Source organism: Planococcus versutus, assembly GCF_001186155.3.
GTDB lineage: Bacteria > Bacillota > Bacilli > Bacillales_A > Planococcaceae > Planococcus > Planococcus versutus.
Genome location: NZ_CP016540.2, coordinates 1,923,855 through 1,941,076 on the forward strand (window position 1 = coordinate 1,923,855; position 17,222 = coordinate 1,941,076).

At 38.9% G+C, this 17,222-nt stretch carries 14 protein-coding genes and 1 other RNA gene; 2 read left to right on the forward strand and 13 right to left on the reverse strand.

Annotated elements, in window-relative coordinates; genetic code table 11:
- Positions 1–69: 69 nt before the first annotated feature.
- The 9 genes from I858_RS09930 to I858_RS09970 form a co-directional block, all read right to left on the reverse strand.
- The gene (locus I858_RS09930) at positions 70–828 is read right to left on the reverse strand and encodes an SDR family NAD(P)-dependent oxidoreductase (protein WP_065524510.1); all 759 of its coding nucleotides are present in this window, start codon (positions 826–828) and stop codon (positions 70–72) included.
- Positions 829–927: 99 nt separating this feature from the next.
- Positions 928–2,433: a carboxypeptidase M32 gene (locus I858_RS09935; protein WP_065524509.1), complete on the reverse strand. Its 1,506-nt coding sequence runs from the start codon at positions 2,431–2,433 to the stop codon at positions 928–930.
- A gap of 53 nt (positions 2,434–2,486) precedes the next feature.
- Entirely contained in the window at positions 2,487–4,394 is a 1,908-nt protein-coding gene (locus I858_RS09940) for an ATP-dependent DNA helicase (RefSeq protein ID WP_065524508.1), read from the reverse strand.
- A gap of 49 nt (positions 4,395–4,443) precedes the next feature.
- Entirely contained in the window at positions 4,444–5,580 is a 1,137-nt protein-coding gene (locus I858_RS09945; protein WP_065524507.1) for a THUMP domain-containing class I SAM-dependent RNA methyltransferase, read from the reverse strand.
- Positions 5,581–5,845: 265 nt separating this feature from the next.
- An RNA gene (gene rnpB / locus I858_RS09950) (RNase P RNA component class B) lies at positions 5,846–6,224 on the reverse strand.
- Between the two features lie 48 nt (positions 6,225–6,272).
- Entirely contained in the window at positions 6,273–6,566 is a 294-nt protein-coding gene (gene gpsB / locus I858_RS09955) for a cell division regulator GpsB (RefSeq protein ID WP_065524506.1), read from the reverse strand.
- Positions 6,567–6,631: 65 nt separating this feature from the next.
- Positions 6,632–7,879: a ribonuclease H-like domain-containing protein gene (locus tag I858_RS09960; protein WP_065524505.1), complete on the reverse strand. Its 1,248-nt coding sequence runs from the start codon at positions 7,877–7,879 to the stop codon at positions 6,632–6,634.
- A 6-nt stretch (positions 7,880–7,885) separates the two neighbouring features.
- Entirely contained in the window at positions 7,886–10,156 is a 2,271-nt protein-coding gene (locus tag I858_RS09965) for a DEAD/DEAH box helicase (RefSeq protein ID WP_065524504.1), read from the reverse strand.
- A complete protein-coding gene (locus I858_RS09970; protein ID WP_065524503.1) occupies positions 10,149–10,517 on the reverse strand; it encodes a YppE family protein in 369 nt (122 codons plus the stop codon). The genes I858_RS09965 and I858_RS09970 overlap by 8 nt, the downstream gene beginning before the upstream one ends.
- 238 nt (positions 10,518–10,755) lie before the next feature.
- On the opposite strand from I858_RS09970, the gene recU reads away from it, so the two are divergent.
- Both recU and I858_RS09980 read left to right on the forward strand, forming a co-directional pair.
- Entirely contained in the window at positions 10,756–11,367 is a 612-nt protein-coding gene (recU, locus tag I858_RS09975) for a Holliday junction resolvase RecU (protein WP_065524502.1), read from the forward strand.
- A 34-nt stretch (positions 11,368–11,401) separates the two neighbouring features.
- Positions 11,402–14,137: a penicillin-binding protein 1A gene (locus tag I858_RS09980; protein ID WP_065524501.1), complete on the forward strand. Its 2,736-nt coding sequence runs from the start codon at positions 11,402–11,404 to the stop codon at positions 14,135–14,137.
- Positions 14,138–14,180: 43 nt separating this feature from the next.
- Here I858_RS09980 and I858_RS09985 read toward each other — a convergent pair whose 3' ends face one another.
- From I858_RS09985 to asnS, 4 genes are read right to left on the reverse strand one after another with little or no spacing between them, the layout of a single operon-like run.
- The gene (locus I858_RS09985) at positions 14,181–14,519 is read right to left on the reverse strand and encodes a YpoC family protein (RefSeq protein WP_065524500.1); all 339 of its coding nucleotides are present in this window, start codon (positions 14,517–14,519) and stop codon (positions 14,181–14,183) included.
- Positions 14,494–15,174 carry an endonuclease III gene (gene nth, locus I858_RS09990; RefSeq protein WP_065524499.1) on the reverse strand — a complete coding sequence of 227 codons (681 nt, stop codon included), beginning with the start codon at positions 15,172–15,174 and terminating at the stop codon, positions 14,494–14,496. Before nth ends, I858_RS09985 begins: the two co-directional genes overlap by 26 nt.
- A 14-nt stretch (positions 15,175–15,188) precedes the next feature.
- Positions 15,189–15,890, reverse strand: a complete 702-nt coding sequence (locus I858_RS09995) for a DnaD domain-containing protein (protein ID WP_065524498.1) — start codon at positions 15,888–15,890, stop codon at positions 15,189–15,191.
- 29 nt (positions 15,891–15,919) lie between these two features.
- On the reverse strand, positions 15,920–17,215 hold the full coding sequence (gene asnS / locus I858_RS10000; protein WP_065524497.1) for an asparagine--tRNA ligase: 1,296 nt from the start codon (positions 17,213–17,215) through the stop codon (positions 15,920–15,922).
- Positions 17,216–17,222: the final 7 nt, after the last annotated feature.

Genomic DNA, 17,222 nt, shown 5'->3' on the forward strand with positions numbered 1-17,222 from the left:
CTCTATCATATCATTTTTATCAGAGAACGAAAAACATCCTTCCTAATTTTAAGAAGGATGTTAGTATTATTATGAAAATCCATGAATCGACATACCACCATCAACAAAAAGTGTTTGGCCGGTAATGTAACTTGCTGCATCTGAAGCTAAAAATACCACGGGTGATGCTACTTCTGGTAATTCTCCGACACGTTTCATTGGAGTTACGGCCAATATGGAATCCAAATAAGCAGGGTCGCTTAAAATTTTTTCGGTTAAAGGCGTTTTGAAATACCACGGACCAATTGCATTGACACGAATATTTTTTGGTCCCCATTCCATAGCCATAACTTTTGTCATTTGAATAATGGCTGCTTTAGAAGCTGCATAAATCACACCGGTTTTCAATGCACGATCTCCCCCGACAGAACTAATATTAATAATGGAGCTGCCACTCGTCATTTTTTTCACAGCTTCTTGTGAAAACATAAAGACACTTTGTGCATTAGTGTCCATAATTTGGTGCCACTCCGTATCAGTTGCATTTGATAACGACGAACGAATATTCATTCCTGCATTGTTGACCAAAATATCAAGTGCCCCAAAATGGTCTACTGTTTTTTTAACTGCCGCTTGGATATCGTTGCGTTTAGTGATATCAGCTTGTATGTAAATGGTTCGGTTATTATTAATTTGTTGCTGTGTTTCTTGTAAGTCTGACACTGTTCGTGACACCAACATGACATTCGCACCAGCTTCTGCGAGCGCTACCGCAATTGCTTTGCCAATTCCTTTACCTGCTCCTGTTACGATTGCTGTTTTGTTTTCCAAACTAAATGATTTTAACATGATCCATCGCCTCCGCTTTTAGTATAATCACAACATTCACTATTTGTCTTCTTCGATCCACTAAAGAAAAACCACCGTGAAGTTCACGGCGGTTGATACTTACTCTTTTAGTTGATAAATTTTAGTATATTTTTCTTCAAGATAATTTGCTAAATAGTCTGGGTTCAAGCCTTCACCGGTCACATCTTTCAAAATGTCCATCGGCTTTTTGAAAGCACCGTAGTGATGAATGTTGGTTGTTAACCAATCGCGGACCGGCTGTATATTCCGTTTTACCAACAGCTCATCGTAATTCGGCACATCTTTAAGCATCGCTTGCTTAAACTGGGCTGCATACATATAGCCAAGTGCATAAGAAGGGAAGTAGCCAAAACTTGCTCCAGCCCAGTGAACATCTTGCAACACGCCTTCTGCGTCATTTGTAGGACGTATACCTAAATATTCTTCGTACTTATCATTCCATAGCTGAGGCAAATCACTTACTTGTAGTTCTCCATTAAACAAGCCTTTTTCAAGTTCATACCGTACCATAATGTGAAGTGCATAAGACAATTCATCGGCTTCGATACGAATTAACGATGGCTTTGACTCATTGATTGCTCTTACATAGTCAAGCAATTGCACGTTTTTAAATTGATCAGGCGCATATTGCTTTAACAGATCAAAGTTTTCTTGCCAAAAATATTCACTACGCCCGATGAAATTTTCACAAAATAGAGACTGTGATTCATGCATGCCCATAGAAGCGCCTGTTTCAATCGGCAAACCGGCTAAAGCATTTCCGAGGTTTTGTTCATACATGGCATGACCACCTTCGTGGATTGTACCAAATACAGCCGTTCGAAAATCGCTTTCGTCATACTTTGTAGTCACACGAATGTCTTGTCGATTGATTGAAATCATGAAAGGATGAACAGTTTCGTCTAGTCGTCCTGCGTTAAAATCATATCCAAGTTGTGCTAACATTTCACGACTAAAATCTCGTTGTGCTTGTTTCGGAAAATGCTCGTACAAAAATGCCGTTTCTGGTTTATTCGGAGATGCTGCGATTTTTTGTACCAATGGCACAATGCGTTCGCGCAACTTGCCGAATACGCTATCAAGAATTTCTGTAGTCATACCCGGCTCGTATTGATCGAGTAGCGTATTGTATACACTACCGTTTTTCTCACCCCAATAGTCAACCATTTTTTTAGTTGCGCTAACCAAGTCTTCTAGATAAGGAAGAAACAGCGGAAAATCCGAATTCTCTTTTGCTGTTTCCCATACCGACTCCGCTTTAGATTTTAAAACAACAAACTTTTTGTATTCTTCAGGTGGAACTTTTTTACTCAAATTGTATTCTTTTCGCGCTTCTTCTACTGAACGACAAATAAACGGATCCAAATTTGCTGTTTCTGCTTCTAGAGAAGAAAGCAATTCACCAAATTCGTCCGAAGTCGACAAACTAAAAACTTCTGCAGACAATGTACCAATTGTTTCAGAGCGTAGTTCTACTCCTTTTTTTGGTGCACCTGTTCGCAAATCCCAGTACAATAATGCAATTGCTTCTTCGTAGCCTTTAATTTTGCTAAAGTGTTCGGTAAAGCGTTTTTCAAGTGACAAAAAAATCCCCCCTATACTTAATGTGCTTATTGTATCATAGCTTTACTTATAGCTTAAAAATTTTTAGCAGGAACTGGTAAAATCGTTTCCCATAAATGTTCGACACGCAGTTCATCTTCGTTTAGCAATAAATGAATTTCACCGTGATCTTTTGAAGTACGAATCAAACGACCAATTCCTTGCTGAATGCGAAGTTGCATAAAAGGTAGATCGATTTCTTCTAATGGATTGTTGCTGAATTTACGTTTTGCATCAAAGACGGGATCTTTTGGTGGAAATGGCAAATCGACGATGATGACTTTTGTTAAAGCTTCGCCTGGTAAATCCAATCCTTCCCATAAATGATACGAACACAAAATTTGGAATTTGCCTTCTTGGAACTCTTTAACAACGGTCGATAATTCACGGTCTCCTTCAAACTCAATGGTATATTGATGATCGAGTGGAAGAGATTTTTTGAAATTTTCCATGTCTACTTTAGAAGTAAATAGTGCAAGTGTCTGATCTCCTGAACTAAATAAGTCATACACCCGTGCGAATTTCTGCTGTTGTTCTAATGGATGTTTGAAAATTTTCATCACTTCTTCGTAATCAAACGGAGATGACACAGAAAATGACTGAAATTCGTCAATCCCTAAACTGTCAGATAAATACGTAAAGTCTTTTTGAATAGATAAAGTAGCCGAAGAAAATACTATTGGGATTTTTCCGTCAAATAATTTTTCATCTAAAATATCGGTTACAAGACGAGGCATAATAACCAGTGTCTCGATTTCATCTTTAATTTCTAACCATGTGACAGCATCCCCTTCTTCTACGAACAAACGCATCGAGAAGATATATTGTTCAAAATACTCTTCTGCTAAACGTAATTCATATTCAGGAATGGTGAATAGTTCACCGTCAAAAACAAATTCTTCCAACATTAAGTCAATGTGGCGCACAAGTAAATTACCCACTTTTACTAACTCTGGATCTTTTGTAATTGCTTTGCGATCTTCATCACTTTTTACTGTATAAAGGCGTAGTAAACGGAAAAAGTCATTGTGAAGATCGATTGTTTGTTCGATCATATTTAATGTTTTTTCTCGCATCCCATCTGAAAGAACACTTTCTGTAACATCTTGGAGTGTACTTTCCTGTACTTCATACGTTAAAGCACGTTGCGCTGAAAATTCTAAAAGATGGCCTTCATCTAGCACTATTTGTGAAAATTCAGGAAGCAAAGGCGTTTGTCCTTCTCTTTTCCGCGTTTCTTTCGTCCAAATATGCTCCATTAAAAAATCATGCGAACAAATCACTAAATCTGTTGCTTGACGATAGTGATTGCGGTGAATCGTTTGACCACATTTGTTCCGTAATTCACACGCGTTGCAGTTTTGAATAGGGTGATAATTGACTTGTTGCCATTCTTCATCGGTAACTTCTGGATAGCTTGAACGTTCACCGTAAGGATAAGTGTTTTGCATAGAGTAGGTTTTATTAACAAACTCGGGTAAGCTGTCTTCGATATCGTACAAAAAATCTTCATCACTACGTTTTTTTGCACCTTCAAGTCGCTGTAGGCATAAGTATTGATCGCGTGACTTTGCTAATCGTACATCCAAATTTAAATCGAGCAAATCATTCAACCGATCTACGTCTCCTCCTTTTTTGACTAATTGCTCAATTAAGGTTTCATCAGCACATGAAATAAGTGCGGGTTTGCCTGTATAACGTGCATAGGCGATGGCTGGCAATAAATAAGCCATCGTTTTTCCTGTACCAACTCCTGCTTCTGCAAACAGTACAGACTTTTCTTTTAGCGCTTGTTCGATTTGAAAAGACATAAAAATTTGTTCATCTCGTAAATCATAGCCTTTTTCAGGCAACTCATCGTAAAATATATCACCGATCCAGTCATTTAGTGATTCAAAGAATGTTTTATCTTTTGATAATGAAAATGGTAGTGGTTGTCTCATAAATTCTCCTCACAGAGAAACGGAAGAGCTGCTGCTCTTCCGTTTCGTCTCATTTATTTTTAGAACGTTCTCCCCAGAATTGGAAAAGATCCGTACGGATAAATCCGTTAAATAGTTTTCGTTTTTTAGTGGCTGGTTGGCCATATAAGTTTTCAAAACGCCCCATTGATGACAGCATATAAATAGACCACGTTGGGTGTTTAGCAAAAACACGACCCATGTCCGTAATCATTTCTTCAATTACTTCAATTTCTCCAAGACGTTCTCCGTAAGGTGGGTTACCTACCACAACACCGTTTTCTTCTGTCGCAACAAAATCTTTTACTTGTCGTTGTTCAAAGTAGATCAAATCCGCAAAACCTGCTTCACGAGCATTTTCTTCTGCAACTTTTAACATACGGTGATCAATGTCTGTTCCCATAATATTCAAAGGCTGATCATAATTTGCTAATCCTTCGGCTTCTTCGCGAACTTCATCCCAGATTTCTTGTCCCATCCACGGCCATTCTTCACTATCAAAATCGCGGTTATATCCAGGTGCTAGATTTTGTCCAATCATCGCAGCTTCAATAGCAATCGTTCCTGATCCACAGAAAGGATCGACAAACGGACGATCTGGAGTCCATCTTGACAGTTTTACAAGTGCAGCTGCAAGGGTTTCTTTTAGTGGTGCTTCCCCTTGGTCTAAGCGATAGCCACGTTTGTGCAAACCTGCACCACTCGTATCGATAGAAAGTTGAACTTTGTCTTTTAAAATCGATACTTCAATTTTAAAACGCGGTCCCGTTTCGTCTAAAAACGAGTTGCGATGATAGGCTTTTTTTAGACGTTCTACAATAGCTTTTTTTACAATAGACTGACAGTTAGGTACACTGTGCAATGTAGATTTTACTGATTTTCCTTGAACTGGAAATTCAGCATCTACCGGTAAGAATTTTTCCCACTCGATTTCCTTTGTACGTTCAAATAATTCATCGAATGTGTACGCATTAAATTCACCAGCAATGATTTTTACACGGTCTGCTGTACGAAGCCACAAGTTGGCTTTAGCAATATCTCGCTCATTTCCTTCAAAAAATACTTTGCCATTTTCAGTTTCAGTTTCGTATCCTAATTCTTTTACTTCGTTAGCTACAATCGATTCAAGTCCCATTGCGGCTGTTGCGAGCAATTTAAATGTTGTCATAATGACTCCCTCTCTAGTTGTTCACTATTTCAGTAATTATTTTTTTAAATAAATAGCTAAGCGCTTATATAAATTTACTGTTATCCTACTGTCGATATTCCGCACACCACTTTCGCTTTTCTGAAGGCTGGCAGCGAATCAACTCGGACTCATCGTCCGAATAGATTTCATTACAGTAAAACTTTATTATACATTTGTCTTGTAATATGAATAAAAGCTCCCCTAACAGGAGAGCCTTTGATAAGCATTTGAAGACCATGTGAAATTCTATAAGCCATGTTTTGTTTCCACGTACTCAAACGGCTTGCACCTCGTACTAGTGGACAGCAACCATCTATCTGCAAACTTGCGTCTGCCTCTTCATCCGTTCATTTCCTTCAGAAAAGTGCCCCTACCATAATTTGGGTTTCTCGCTCACGGGGTTTACCTCGTTCCACCTGTATAATTTCTTATACAGCTCCGTCACTGTGGCACCTTCAGGGTATTTAGGCCATATCCAAAGACTTAGGCGTTCTACCCGCCGTCAGCTATTACTAGCTGCCTCAACTTATTGTTTCACTGAGCGCGAACACTACGGTCATCTCAGAACCGTGCGAGCATGGACTTTCCTCTCCGGCGAAGTGCCGGAGCGATTGCCAGAATTTCAAATGGCTTTACTAGTATACGTTATTTAATACTATAAAACAATTTTTTTAGTTATTGTCTAGCTTATTGCCAAAGACATGGTTTTCTAGATGAGACAAACGACGTAAAATATCGAAATTCGTTGTTCCAGGAGCTGGAGTCGCTTGTTTTCTTGGTGAATTTTCTAGTTCTGTTCGCAAGCGTTGAGTTTCGTTTTGAAGTTGCTCGATGCGTTTTGAAAATGCTTCATAATCCTGAATTACTTCATCAAGGAAATGATCGACTTCGTCTTGGTTATAACCGCGCATTGCTGTTTTAAAGTCTTTTTCTAGTATGTCTTTAGCTGTGAATTTATTATCCATTTTAATCGCCCTTCCATAAAAAAACTACCTTACACTAAGTATAGCATAAGGTAGTTTTTTCGTGTTTAGTCTTCTACAACTTGAGGACGTTTTTTTATCTTTTTTTCTTCTATTCGAGCTAATCTCTTCTGAATATCAACAATGATCGATTGGCGTATGATCGTATGTTCGCTTGCTTCTTTTGCAAATCCAGCCATAATCGCTGCTTGATCTAAATCACGTAATTGATGTTCGTATAATTTGGCAGCATGAATCCAAGCTTCTACTTCAACACTGCCACGTAAATGTGGCGCCGCTTCTTTAAATAATTGAACAGCTATCTCGTATTGACCGGCTCTTTTCTTTTGAATCGCCAGATAATAACGTGCATGTGCAGAAGATGCGCCTCTTTCTATAGTCACGTGTTCTAAATAAGCTGTACTTTGGTCAAATTGTTTCAAGTCTGCATACCATTTCCCGATATTTGTATATGCCCCACTCGTTTCTGATTCCATATCTTCCATTAATAGATTAGAAGATACAACATATAATGATACGAGCGACAAAATATCTAGTTCATTATGGTAAAGAACTTTTGCTAGTCCTTCTGGATAACCACTTTTCACCGCATCCAAATAAATAGCCGGAATCAAATATCCCGGAACATCTCCTTGTCTTTTAAATCCAAGTTTTTCTTCCTCAATTGTGCTGAGTTTCATCCGAGCGAGTTCGTTTTTCCAAATACGTTTTGTTCCATGGAACAAATCGATTTGTTGAGGAACTGGTAACTTCGGCAACTCTTGTCGGTGCATTGTCCATCGAGAAGTTAGTTGTGGCCAATCAAAACTTTTTCCATTATATGAAAAAATAATGACTTCTTGTGATTTCCATAACCCCGTCTCATAAAGAAAAGCCGCCTCATGGGAAGGATCAGGCATAATGTATTGCGTCATTTCAAAGTGGTCTTTTCGTTTCACTAATAATCCAATTAAAAAAATATATGCACCTGTTCCGCTGAGTCCGGTTGTTTCAGTATCAAAAAAAATCAACGAATCTTGTTCTTTCAATTTGAAGGGATGATCAAATTCTGTTTTTTCCCAAGCCTTTAATACAGAATCTAGTCTATTTAACACGATCGAACCGTGTCGGGTATCGAACGGATAAACAATTTTCTTTTGAAAAACAAATCCGAACTTATTTTCAATGAGTTCGAGTCCAATCTCTTTCCATCTTTCCTCGTGGAGCGGTCGATCTGCGGTTTTGGGTGTTTGCTTTATAGTTGATTTATTTTTAAGCATGCCTTTCATTTGCAGCAGTTTACTTTCAAACGACATGTTTCTTCACTCCTCTTTGCGAAGATCCTCTAAAAGTCGGATGACATGACTTTTCATACTAATTGCAGCATCTTGCGCACCAATACATGACGGACACCCATCAAGACATGGACATTCGGTTACATGCTGTTGTGCTTTATCAAGTAGCGGTTGCCACAAATCATAAATACGCTCACTTATGCCAATGCCTCCAGGATAGGAATCATGAATGAAAAATGAAGGCATATCGTTATGCGGCGATTTCACTTGAGGCACCACATGAACATCACGTCTATCGCATTGAACGAATATCGGAATAAACGACTCGATTGCATATGCTGCACCCGTCATGGTATCTGATAATTCTGCTTCGGAAAAATCTTTTGGTTTTGTAAAACTCAACCATGTTGATGACGTATGAAGTTCTTCTGGTGGCAAAGAAATTGGTCCAGAACCAATATTATCATGAGAATCAAATCGAATTTTTTTAAAGATAGTTGGCATCGCTAGCACGGCAATGTCTCCATAAAAAACTTCTGAACTGTTCATTTTCTTCTCTTTGTCTTCACTCATTACTTTTAACTCAACTGCCAAATTAGCATCCGTAAAATAATCCACGTCAACTTCCCTAACATATGCCTTTTTCTCTTCCCAATCTAAAATTTCTACTTGAAATTGAGTGCCTTGATGCAAGTAAATCGCTTCTTCATGCAGTAAAGTCATGGCACTAAAGCGATCCATTTCACCAATTACACGGGTATCTGCCGGAACTGACTGATCAATAATCACGACATTTTCTTGTGAAGCTGAACGCAACGATATATCGTGAGCCGGAAAACGATCGCTCATCCAGTGCCAGCGATCTGAACTGCGAACTAGAACGCCTTCTTCTTGTAAGTACTGCAGCAGTTCTTGTACTTCAAATTCTCCGTACTGGTCATCAATGCGGAATGGCAATTCAAAAGAAGCACATTTCAAATGATCCATTAAGATAATAATATTTTCAGGATGAATGCGCACTTCTTCAGGAGATTGATCTAATAAGTACTCAGGATGATTGATAATGTATTGATCAAGCGCTGTTGATTGCGCAACATAAATAACGAGCGACTCCTCTTGACGCCTACCTGCGCGACCTGCTTGTTGCCAAGCACTCGCAATATTACCAGGATAGCCTGTCATGATACATGCTTGCAACTGACCAATATCAACGCCGAGTTCCAACGCATTAGTAGACACGACACATTGAATCGAGCCATCACGTAGTCCTTTCTCAATAGCCCGTCGTTCTGTTGGCAAATAGCCTCCTCGATATCCTTTGATCGAATCGTCTTGTAGCTTCATTTTTGTAACGGCTTGCAAATATGTTACGAGCATTTCCACTCGCACACGGCTTTTGGCAAAGACAATTGTTTGAATGCCATTTTTGATTAAGTGAGTAGCCAAGTCACGAACTTCAAGAATCGCGCTTCTGCGCACACCAAACGTTGGATGGATAATAGGTGGGTTGTAAAACACGATATGCTTTTTGCCAGATGGTGCACCGTTTTGGTCAATCAACTGATGTGGACTATTTGTTAAACTCTCAGCTAGTTCTTTTGGGTTGGCGATGGTCGCTGAAGTACAAATAAAGACTGGATTGCTGCCATAAAATGCACAAATTCGTTTTAGTCTGCGAATAACATGCGCTACATGCGTTCCGAAAATCCCTTTATACGTATGCAATTCGTCAATGACTATGTAATGAAGGTTCTCAAATAATGATACCCATTTTGTATGGTGTGGCAAAATAGCTGAGTGCAACATATCCGGATTGGTCATGACAATTTGACCCGCTTTTCGCACTTTTGTCCGAATAGCAGGTGAAGTATCGCCATCATATGTGTAAGACAAAATTTCTTCTTCTGTTTTTTCAATCAAATCGTGCAAATCACTTTTTTGATCTTGTGCTAATGCTTTTGTTGGAAACAAATAAAGTGCTCGTGCTCCAGGATCGTTCAAAATTTTATGCAATACAGGCAAGTGATAACAATACGATTTTCCTGATGCAGTGGGCGTTACCGCCGTAAACGATTTTCCTGCAGTTGCTAAATCAAAAGCTTGACGTTGATGCGTATAAAGTTGTTCAATGCCTTTTTTACGAAGAGCCGACTTTAAACTACTATGCATTTCAAGCGGAAAATCACTATAATGAGCCGGCTTTTCTTGTCTTGTGTGCCAATGGACAATCCGTTCCATCATATCCGGTTCTGTTTTCCACTCTTCCATTAATACCGGTAAGGTTTTTCGTTTAATCATGTAATTTGCTCAATTCATCTATGGCCAAGATCAATGTTTGCAATGTATATTGTGCTGCTTGAATCGTTTGGATAAACCGTTTTTTACTCGTCTCTTTATAAAAACTTTGGACAAAAAACTGCGTCATGCCTTCTGCCGCTGTATCAATTTGCGGTTTGTGCACATATTTTGGGCGTTCTTGTTGAATATAGAGCAATGATTCCGTTTGCCATTCATTTATTTTACCATGCCAAATATCTGCATATGGTTTAACATCTTCATAGAAATCAGGAACCGCGTCTAGTTCACGCATTTCGTAAAAGCGATCCAAGCATTTTCCACATTCATCATATAATGTAGAAGAGAGTTCTCTAACTGTCATTTTGCAATCCCTCCATTGCCTTTAGTTTATCATATCCATTAAATTGACACGACTTTTATCGAACAGACATTCCTGCAAGTTGGATCTCATAAAAACTTCCGCTATTATTAATATATCTTCACATGACTACTTTTTTACTAGATAAGATTGTTATAACAGGTTTAAACGAGTGGAAACCTTTCATCTTATCAGTCGTCTAAAAGCTTGTGATATGATAGAGTAAGCGAGGTGTATCACAATGGCAATCAATTATCCGAACGGGAAAAAATTCATTCCGCCGAAAGATTTGTCTACAAAAGAAACGGTGACTAAAAAAAAGAAGAAAGACTTTTCTTTCAGTAACCGCGGCAAAACGTTAGAAGATGAATTGAATGAAACAAATGATTACTATCTTCAACTTGGATTAGCTGTTATTCATAAAAAGCCTGTACCGCTTCAAATTGTTAAAGTCGAATATCCATCGAGAAGTGCCGCTGTAATTCGAGAAGCTTATTTTCAAGCTCCTTCTACAACAGATTATAATGGTGTGTGGAAAGGTCGATACATTGACTTTGAGGCAAAAGAAACGGAAAATAAAACTTCCTTTCCGTTAAAAAACATTCATGACCACCAAATTCAACACATGTCCCAAGTCGTCAAACAAAACGGTACGGCGTTTATGATTATCCGCTTTTCATCTTGGCAACGTTATTTTATTATGCCTTTTAACGAACTTGAAGTTTTTTGGAATCGCATGATAAGAGGCGGTAGAAAATCGATCACTTTGCAGGAAATAGAAGAAACTTCATTTGAAATAACACCTGGAGCTTTTCCACGTATTCACTACTTGCCTCTTTTAGAGAATTTATAAGCACCATTATTACGACGAAAGTGAGGAACTAATTTTGAACGATAAAAAAGTATCGCGTGAAGAACGCCGAAAAGCAATCGAGCGCCAAAAGAAAACTGAAAATAAAAATAAGAAAAAGTCTCCTTTGTTTGTGTGGATGAAACGTATCATTCTTGCATTTGTTATTATCGGATTGGCAGGCATTGTATTTGGTGCTTCTCTCTTTGTATATTATGCAAGCAGCGCACCAGAACTAGATGAGGAACTTTTGCGCGATCCAATCAGTCCAACGATTTATGCAGCAGATGGTGAAACAGAAATTCCTTATATCACTCCTGAAAATCGTGAATATGTGAACTATAAAGATATTCCAAAATCGATGGAAAATGCGATTTTAGCAACAGAAGATAACCGCTTTTATGAGCATTCTGGAATCGACTTTATTCGTCTCGGCGGTGCTGTTATTGCCAACATAACCGGCGGTTTTGGTTCTCAAGGAGCTAGCACAATTACTCAACAAGTCATTAAAAACTCATTTTTAAAAAATGACAAAAACTTAAAACGCAAAGCACAAGAAGCTTATCTCGCTTATAAATTAGAAAAAAAATACGATAAAAAAGAAATCTTCGAAATGTATTTCAACAAAATTTTAATGTCAGGCAATATATACGGCTTTGGTACAGCAGCAGAGTATTTTTATGGGAAACCACTTACCGAGTTAACACTTGCAGAGTCAGCACTGCTTGCAGGTATGCCTCAAAGTCCAAATGGCTACAATCCATTTACAAATCCAGAACGAGCTGAAGAACGCCGCAATGTGGTGTTAAGTTTGATGGAGCAGCACAAGAAAATCACTACAGAAGAAAAAGAACAAGCACAATCAGCAGTACTTGCAGATTCGTTAGTTCCTGAAGATCAGCGTCAACCTCAAACAGCAAGTGCTGAACATACAGCGTTTATGGAGATGATGGTAGAAGAACTTGAAGCACTCGAAGGTGATTATTCGCTTGATGAAGGCTTAACTATTTATACGACATTAGAACCTTATGTTCAAACAAAAGTAAACGAAACAATGGCTTCTGATTTATTTTTTGATGAAAAAGTAGAATCTGCGATGACAGTCGTAAATACAAAAACTGGTGGTATCAGTGCCGTTGGCGCAGCACGTGAATACACGGGTGATGTTCGCCATAACTACGCAATTACTAAGGATCGAGTAGTAGGCTCAACAGTCAAACCAATTCTAGGCTATGGTCCAGCAATTGAATATTTAGACTGGTCAACAGGTAATACCGTTGTCGATGAACCTTATTCTTACGACAGTGGACAAGAAATTCGTAACGTTGATGGCAAATTCCTTGGCACAATGACAATTCGTGAAGCACTTTATCGCTCGCGAAATATTCCAGCGGTTAAAACCCTACAAGAAGTAGGTACTGAAAATGCTGAAGATTTTAGTAAAAAATTAGGATTGGATTTTGGAGATGTTTTTGAATCAAGTGTTCTTGGATCTCCTGATAAAAACATTTCCACAGTGGAAATGGCAGGCGCTTTTGCCGCTTTTGGCAATAAAGGCTCTTTTATAGAGCCACACACTATTAAGAAAATTGTTTTTCGTGATGGTTCAACTGAACAAGTTGTTGCCCCAGAACCAGTGCAAGCTATGAAAGACAGCACGGCATATATGGTAACGGATATGCTTAGAGACGTTGTAGATGTCAACTTACCTGGATCTACAGGTAAAGAAGCCTCCATTAGTGGATTGGATATGGCGGGTAAAACCGGTACTTCTAACTATACTGAAAATGAATTTTCAGAGTACAACTTGGATTCGAGTTCAGCACCGGATGTTTGGTTTGCAGGATACACAACCGATTATTCTATTTCTGTTTGGAGTGGTTACCCTACACGAAAGACACCCATTGACACAGCTTCAAATGAACGACTTCTTGCACAGCGCTTGTTTAAAGATGTGATGTCGGAGATTTCATCTCCAGAAACAGCTCAGTTTGAACAACCCGATTCGGTAACTGAACAAGTTATTGAAGTTGGTTCAGACCCATTAAAATTAGCAAGCGCATTTACACCGTATAGCATGAGAAAATCTGAACTATTCGCTCGTGGTACAGAACCAAATTCAGTCTCACAACGCTATATTGTTGAAGACTTAGCAACGCCTACTGGCTTAAGAGCAAATGTTTCAGGCAATTCAGCTCAATTGTCTTGGAATTCAAGTGAGAGCGATGTTTCATTTGAAGTATCCGTTGAAGTGAATGGCTCTAGACAAGTTCTTACTACTTCTTCAAGCAAGTCTTATACTTTCAATGGACTTGAAGATGGAAATAGTTATACTTTCCGTGTTGTAGCGGTTAATAGCACACAACGAAGTGATCCCGCTTCAACTGTAGTAAGAGTTGCGGCTGCTCCTGAAGAACCCGAAGAAGAACCGGTTGAAGAGCCAGTCGAAGAACCGGTTGAAGAGCCGGTCGAAGAACCGGTTGAAGAACCAGTCGAAGAACCGGTTGAAGAACCGGTCGAAGAAGAATCGGTTGAAGAACCTACTGAAGAAGAACCGGCTGATGAGCCTTTAGTGGAAGAAGAGCCGGCAGTTGAAAAAGATCCGATTGATGTACCTGAAGATCCAACTGAAGAAGAAGAAAGCGAAAACCCGCCTGCCAACAGCAGTAGTAATTCCGGAAATGAAAATGGCAATGCTAATGACGATGGTGATGGCGGTAAAGATGAAGATACTGGAAATGGTAAAGATAGCAAAGATGACAATAACAATTAACCAAAAACCCTCGAATGCTAATGCATTCGAGGGGTTTTTCGTTTTATTCGCTCTGTTGGTTGAATTCAATGCGCTTTCTCGCAAGAATTTTTTTCAACTCAGAAAACAATTCATCTAATTGACGATAAGCGGCATATGTTCTAGCCGAGGATTTTATAAAAGACAATCGTTCTGAACCGTTTAATGGTTCAAATTCATCATCTTGTAAAGCCGAGCGACAATGTAACAACAGCTGCTCAAACATTTTAATACTTGACTGCATAGCTTGTCCTGTCGCTTTATCACGTCGTTCATGCAAATAGGCTAGTTCAGCTGAGAGTCGAGCCCATTCTAAAAAATAAGGATCTGTCTGCTCTTTAGTTAATTTCTGTGACAATTTCACGTTTAACAAGTCCTTTTTTCTCACGTTTTTGACCTTCACGGCATCGATCGAAAAGTGGACAAATGTGACACCCTGGATTTTGGGATTTACAGTGATAACGACCAAAGAAAATGATTTGATGATGTGTTTTTGACCAATCGTCTGCAGGGGTTTTTTTCATGATGGTTTCTTCCACTTGAAGCGGATTATCTTTCCAACGATTCAAGCCCAAACGTTTAGCAACACGTTCAACATGTGTGTCTACCGCTAGAGCTGGAATGCCAAAAGCTACAGAAACGACCACATTGGCTGTTTTGCGTCCGACACCTGGAAGCGTCATTAATAAATCTCTGTCAGCTGGTACGATGCTATTGTGTTCGTTTATCAAAATCCAGCTGAGCGCTTGAATGTTTTTTGCTTTATTTCGAAACAAACCAATAGAGCGAATATCCAATTGCAATTCTTCTAACGATACCGCTACATAATCTTTTGGTTCACGGTATTTTTGAAACAAATCAGCCGTCACACGATTCACTAGTTTATCAGTACATTGTGCAGACAACAGTGTCGCAATCAATAAATCAAATGGATTACGGTGAACCAATTCACAATGCGCATCGGGAAACATACGGTCCATTTCCTCGAGGCACGCCAACCACTCTTTTTTTGACATCATTTTTACTTCACCTTCTAATTGCGGTCTTCCAGCCAATTGTAAAATTGAACTTTTTTCACTACGTTTTCAGTCGGCTGAACCCGAATATTTTTATCTCTAAAAAGACTAGCGTGCTTGTTGACTTGCGTTGAAGTGGTAATGTTTTTCTTTTTCCACTCAAATAAAATGCGGTCCACATAACGCAAACTAATTTTTTGTGAAATGACTGCTTCTTTTAAAGCCATTCGAATAACTTCTGGCGTATGACCATCTTGGTCCATCCACATCGAAATCATTTCAATTTCCATCGGAGATAAGAAGCGTCCGAATTCCTGTTCAAACATTTGGAATATTTCTCCTTCTATCTCTTTTTGGTTGTTTTCTTTTGTTTCAATTTGCTCTTCGTAGACACAGTCCAGTAGGCGATCCCATAAAGGTTGTAAAGAAATGATTTCAGTCAAGATATCATTTTCAGTTGTTTGTTCAATAGCTAAATAACCTTGTTGCATCAGTTTTTGAAGCATGGTGGTGACACTTTTTTGAGATGTCATCATGCGTGCACCCACTTCATCAGGTGTTGGAAATTGATTTCCTGCTTGTTGAAAGGATTGAATGTGCATGAGCAACATCGCTTCTTCATCTGTAATCTTCAGTTCTTTATAAAACTGAAAAAAAAGCTGGGAAATGGTAACATTCCCCTGCTCAATCCACGTTTGTAATCGATTAGGTTGTTTCATATCCCAACCACCTTTCGTATTATTCGATTTTAAGGATAGAGACGGTTTAATAGACGTGGGAATGGAATTGATTCTCTAATGTGCTCCACGCCACTAATCCAAGCTACCGTGCGTTCTAGACCTAATCCAAATCCAGAATGCGGAACGGCTCCGTATTTACTTAAGTCTAAATACCAAGCATATGCATCTTCATCCAAATTGTGTTCTTGAATGCGTTGTTTCATCAATTCATAATTGTGAATACGTTCAGAACCACCGATAATTTCTCCATAACCTTCTGGTGCAATCATGTCTGCGCACAACACAACATCATCACGCTCTGGATGTGGCTGCATGTAAAATGGCTTTATACCAATTGGATAATTGGTGATAAATATTGGCATATCATAGCTTTCAGCTAATGCCGTTTCATGTGGCGCACCAAAATCTTCGCCCCATTTAATATCGTCAAAGCCATTAGCGTTCAACCATGTAATCGCATCATCATAAGAAACCCGTGGAAATGGTGCTTTTATTTTTTCAAGTTTCGATACATCTCTTTCAAGACGCTCCAATTCCAGTTTGCAGTTTTTCAAAACAGACTGAACGATATGAGAAACGTATTGCTCTTGTACTTCAAGACTTTCTGCATGCTCAATAAAGGCCATTTCCGGTTCAATCATCCAAAATTCGATTAAGTGACGACGAGTTTTTGATTTTTCTGCACGGAATGTCGGTCCAAATGAAAATACTTTTCCGAGTGCCATTGCAGCAGCTTCCATGTATAACTGACCAGACTGAGACAAGTAAGCATCTTCATCAAAATACTTTGTGGCAAATAATTCTGATGTGCCTTCTGGAGAAGAGCCTGTCAAAATTGGTGGATCTACTTTAACAAAGCCATTATCATTGAAAAACTCATAAGTTGATCGAATAATTTCATTGCGAATTTTCATAATGGCATGCTGTCTGCGTGAACGTAACCAAAGATGCCGATTGTCCATTAAGAATTCAGTTCCATGTTCTTTTGGTGTAATTGGGAAATCCTTTGCTTCGTGAATCACTTCAATGCCTGTTACAGCTAACTCATAGCCAAAAGCAGAGCGTTCGTCTTCTTTTACTTCTCCAGTTACATAAACAGAAGTTTCTTGTGTTAAGCCTTTTGCTGTAGCGAATAGTTCGTCGCCAACTTCTGCTTTGACAACTACGCCTTGCACAAATCCTGAACCGTCACGCAACTGTAAAAATGCAATTTTCCCGCTTGAACGTTTGTTAGCAATCCAAGCTCCTAGTTTAACTGTTTGTCCGTTATGTTTAGCCATTTCGGCAATGGTAATTTTTTTCATCCAGCAA